The following is a 3,767-nucleotide window of genomic DNA, read 5'->3' on the forward strand; positions in this document are numbered from 1 at the left end:
ACGTACAGTTACCAGATGGCGTAGAAATGGTAATGCCTGGTGATAACATCAAGATGACAGTAACTCTAATCGCACCAATCGCGATGGATGAAGGTCTTCGTTTTGCTATCCGTGAAGGTGGCCGTACTGTAGGTGCTGGTGTTGTAGCAACTATCGTAGCGTAATAATTAACTTTAAAGTTAATTGTTAGAAAAAGGTCACTCAGGTGGCCTTTTTTAATGCCTGAAGAAAAGTGTCATATGAAGGTGGCGCTCTTACCTTAGGCGTAGGTGCTTTGTAGCAACTATCGTAGCGTAATAATTAACTTTAAAGTTAATTGTTAGAAAAAGGTCACTCAGGTGGCCTTTTTTAATGCTTGAAGAAAAGTGATTGGCTTTTCGTTATAACTTTATTGCCGTAGCTTGGATTGAGTTTTACGAAACCCGAGGAAAAAGATTGCTGAAAATAACTACGCAGTTAATGGACTATTTAATACGTTAAAATGATCATGCTTTTAATAAAATTGGTACCAATAAAAAGCACGGCTAGGCCGCGCTTATATTGAATTAGCTTTTGGTATTTTAGCCAATAACTAATATACGCTAAAAAGCTTTAATTTTTCTTCGCATATTCTTCAGCTTGCTTTAAAACTCTTAATAAATTACCGCTAAGAATTTTTTTAATATCAGCATCGCTGTAATCTCTATCCATTAAACCTTGAACAAGGTTAGGGTAGCTAGATACATCTTTTAAACCGATAGGTAATGAATCGCCTACTCCATCATAATCAGAGCCAATACCTACATAATCAATACCAATTAGCTCAACTACGTGATCAATATGATCAAGTACTTGCTCAAGGCTTGCAAATGGGTAAGGGTTTTTAGCACGGTAGGCAGCATCAAAATCTTTGCTTAATTTAGTCCCGTCTTTTTTAACCGACTCTTTTGTGCTTTTTAACTGCTTGCCCCAACTGCCTGCTTTAGCGGTAACAAAACTTGAGCCAAAGTTGATTTGAATAACACCGCCATTTTCTTTAAGTGCTAATAACATATCGTCATTCATATTACGCTCAAAGCCAGGAGTATATTTACGAAGTGATGAATGAGAGGCAATTACGGGTGTTTTAGAGAGATCCATAACCTGATAAAACGCATCATCAGAAATATGAGAAACGTCGATTAACATACCAATATTATTCATTTCAGTAATTAGCTTTTTACCAAATGGGCTTAAACCTTTCCATTTGCGGCGAATATCATAAGACGAATCTGAAATATGGTTGCTTTGCGAGTGCGCTAGCGTGATGTAGCGAATACCGCGGTCGTAAAAGTGCTGAAGGTTTTTCATATCTCCTTCGATAGGAGATCCATTTTCCATACCCATTGCAATAGACAGCTTACCTTGCTTAAACTGCTCTTCTATATCAGTGCTTGAGCTGGCAATAGCAAACTTATCGGGTGCGCGCTGGGCTATAGCTTCCATACTATCAATCATTTGATTGGCTAGTTGGTAGCTTTTTCCTTTACCTTCAAATTCCAAATGCGCAGGAATATAAATCGACATAAACGGTGCGTTTAAACCGCCTTTTACAGCGCGAGGGTAGTCAAAATCGCCATCAGTTGTCGCTTTAGTTACATCAACCCAGCTTTCGTGAATTCGATAAGGTACGTCGATATGGGTATCAATTAAAATGGTGTCTTTAGCGAGTTTAATTGCTTTGTCGGATGCTGTTATTGTTTGTTCTGCATGGACTTGACTAGTTAATGCTAGTGATACGGCTACCACTAGAGTGCTGAGTTTTATCATGTTTTGGCTCTTTGGGTAAAAAGCCATTGTGTACGTTCAATTCAAAAGTTACAAGTACTACACCTTAATCAAACGCCTCTGCTTGATGCTCTTCACTTTGCAGCGCTTTAAATTCGCCCTTAGAAATAATAGTAACTGACTCATGTAATTCTGAGAAAAACACCATTGCTTCGCCATTTTTAAGCTGTAGCTTAACTTGGTTAACTTTAGATTCGATGCTTGCTTCTACTTCGCCATAATCGGTGCCTTCGCGCAGTACATAGCTTTCTATTAGGTTGTACAGTGTATCTTTATCGAGTTGTTCAAAAGGGATAATCATAATTGCTCTTTGTTTGCGTTGCCTAAAACATGTTGCCCAAAATAGCATGGCACGGCTTTCTCTAACCAAAATATAGGCTTAAACGGATTTTTACCGCTAATAAAACCAACGTGTCCGCCTTTGTCAGAGATGCGCAGCGTAACATGCTCACTCACATCTTGCCTACTCGGTACGGCCTTAATTGAGAGCATTGGGTCGTCTTTGGCATGAATAATAAGTGTGGGTATAGCAATATCTTTTAAGTACGGCATGGCACTGGCTTTACGATAGTAATCGTGGGCATTTTCAAAGCCGTGTAACGGTGCTGTAAGTTGGTTATCAAACTCTAATAAATCATCAATATTCATTAATTGATCGGTAGTTATAGGAATTTGCTGCTTAATTTGTGGCAGCTTTCGCTGCATTGATTTTTTCATGCGATCGAGCAGATATTTTTGGTAAATTTTACCTAAGCTTTTACGAATAACATCGCTTGATGACGACAAATCATAAGGAGCAGATACCACCGCTGCAGCACTTAGTGGGCATGCTTGTGATTGTTCACCTAAGTATTTGGCCAGTACGTTACCGCCTAACGAAAAACCTACAGCGACCATAGTGCGCTCAGGAAATTGCAGCTTTAAGTGATTTATAAAAAAGGCTAAATCGGCGGTGTCACCGCTGTGATAAGCACGTGGCAGGCGATTTACTTCAGTTGAGCAATTTCTAAAGTGCATAAGCACAACTGCATAACCTTGCTTTTTTAACGCCTTCATCATGCCTTTGGCATAAAAGCTATTTATATTGCCTTCAAGGCCATGTAAAACAACGGCAAGTGGAGCGGTTTCGTTATGTGGAAGTGACCATGCGAGCTCAATAAAGTCACCATCAGGTGTATCAAGTTGCTCAAGTTCGTAGCGAGTGTGGTGAAATGGGCGGAAAAAACGCGGCATTATGGTCTGAACGTGACGATTGGTCATCCACCATGCTGGTTTGAACTGAGAGATCATGTTTGTACTACGCACTTTGTATTAAACGAAAAGCTAGTGTACCAAATTTTTCGCTTCAGAAAATAAAAAGCGTCTAACTAGTAAACTAATAAGGCGCTTTAGTGCGTCGTGCTTAATTTTGGTCAGGAATTTCTGCATCATGTATTTTTTTCAGAAAGAAAAAAGCAAAAAAGATACATAAAGAAACAACGATAGTTAAAAATCCAAAAGACATAAATAAAACTGGATCTGTAAAAAAATCTCTAAAGAATACGCTCATGATTTGTTCCCCTCGTTGTTGATGGATTAATCATAGGCGGTGTTTGCAGGTCGCAACGTGATCGAGATCAAGTTATTTACATAAGCAGATATAGGGGTGAAGCTAAGTTGATTTAGATCATGCTTTAAAGGCTACTAAGTTATACCACTGAGAGCTAAGAGAGTTTTTCGCTTGAAATAGTGAGCTGATTGTAATCCATGTTTTTTCACTTCCCCTAAAGCGTAGCGCTTTTAACTTTTTTGAGTAAACCACTTAAAGATTTTTTGCACAAAGAGAAAAGAATGAGAAGTAAACCCCCTGTGTCAGGATAGTTGTCGCCTCTAACTTTTAATAGAGGCAGATAAAATGAGACGTCGATTTACACAAGAATTTAAAGTTCAAGCTGTTGAAAAAGCATTATCTCAATGTGATG

3 protein-coding genes and 1 pseudogene are annotated in these 3,767 nt (G+C 38.7%); 1 reads left to right on the forward strand and 3 read right to left on the reverse strand.

Going from position 1 to position 3,767, the window contains the following annotated elements:
• Positions 1-164: pseudogene (locus tag I6F48_RS21050) on the forward strand (elongation factor Tu); the annotation flags it as partial.
• A 427-nt stretch (positions 165-591) separates the two neighbouring features.
• Here I6F48_RS21050 and I6F48_RS21055 read toward each other — a convergent pair.
• From I6F48_RS21055 to I6F48_RS21065, 3 genes are all read right to left on the reverse strand, one after another.
• Entirely contained in the window at positions 592-1,788 is a 1,197-nt protein-coding gene (locus tag I6F48_RS21055) for a dipeptidase (RefSeq protein ID WP_165729563.1), read from the reverse strand.
• A 64-nt stretch (positions 1,789-1,852) separates the two neighbouring features.
• Complete coding sequence (locus tag I6F48_RS21060) at positions 1,853-2,107, reverse strand: YheU family protein (RefSeq protein WP_007582257.1); 255 nt, start codon at positions 2,105-2,107, stop codon at positions 1,853-1,855.
• Positions 2,104-3,096 (reverse strand): hydrolase, encoded by a 993-nt coding sequence (locus tag I6F48_RS21065; protein ID WP_165741905.1) that lies wholly within the window; start codon positions 3,094-3,096, stop codon positions 2,104-2,106. Before I6F48_RS21065 ends, I6F48_RS21060 begins: the two co-directional genes overlap by 4 nt.
• Positions 3,097-3,767 lie beyond the last annotated feature (671 nt).

The organism is Pseudoalteromonas sp. SWYJ118 (genome assembly GCF_015864505.1).
In the GTDB taxonomy this organism is placed as follows: Bacteria; Pseudomonadota; Gammaproteobacteria; order Enterobacterales; family Alteromonadaceae; genus Pseudoalteromonas; species Pseudoalteromonas arctica.

Bases quoted from the DNA above. Each gene is read 5' to 3' on its own strand.
- I6F48_RS21055 (WP_165729563.1), bottom strand. From the start codon at position 1,788: ATGATAAAACTCAGCACTCTAGTGGTAGCCGTATCACTAGCATTAACT.
- I6F48_RS21060 (WP_007582257.1), bottom strand. From the start codon at position 2,107: ATGATTATCCCTTTTGAACAACTCGATAAAGATACACTGTACAACCTA.
- I6F48_RS21065 (WP_165741905.1), bottom strand. From the start codon at position 3,096: ATGATCTCTCAGTTCAAACCAGCATGGTGGATGACCAATCGTCACGTT.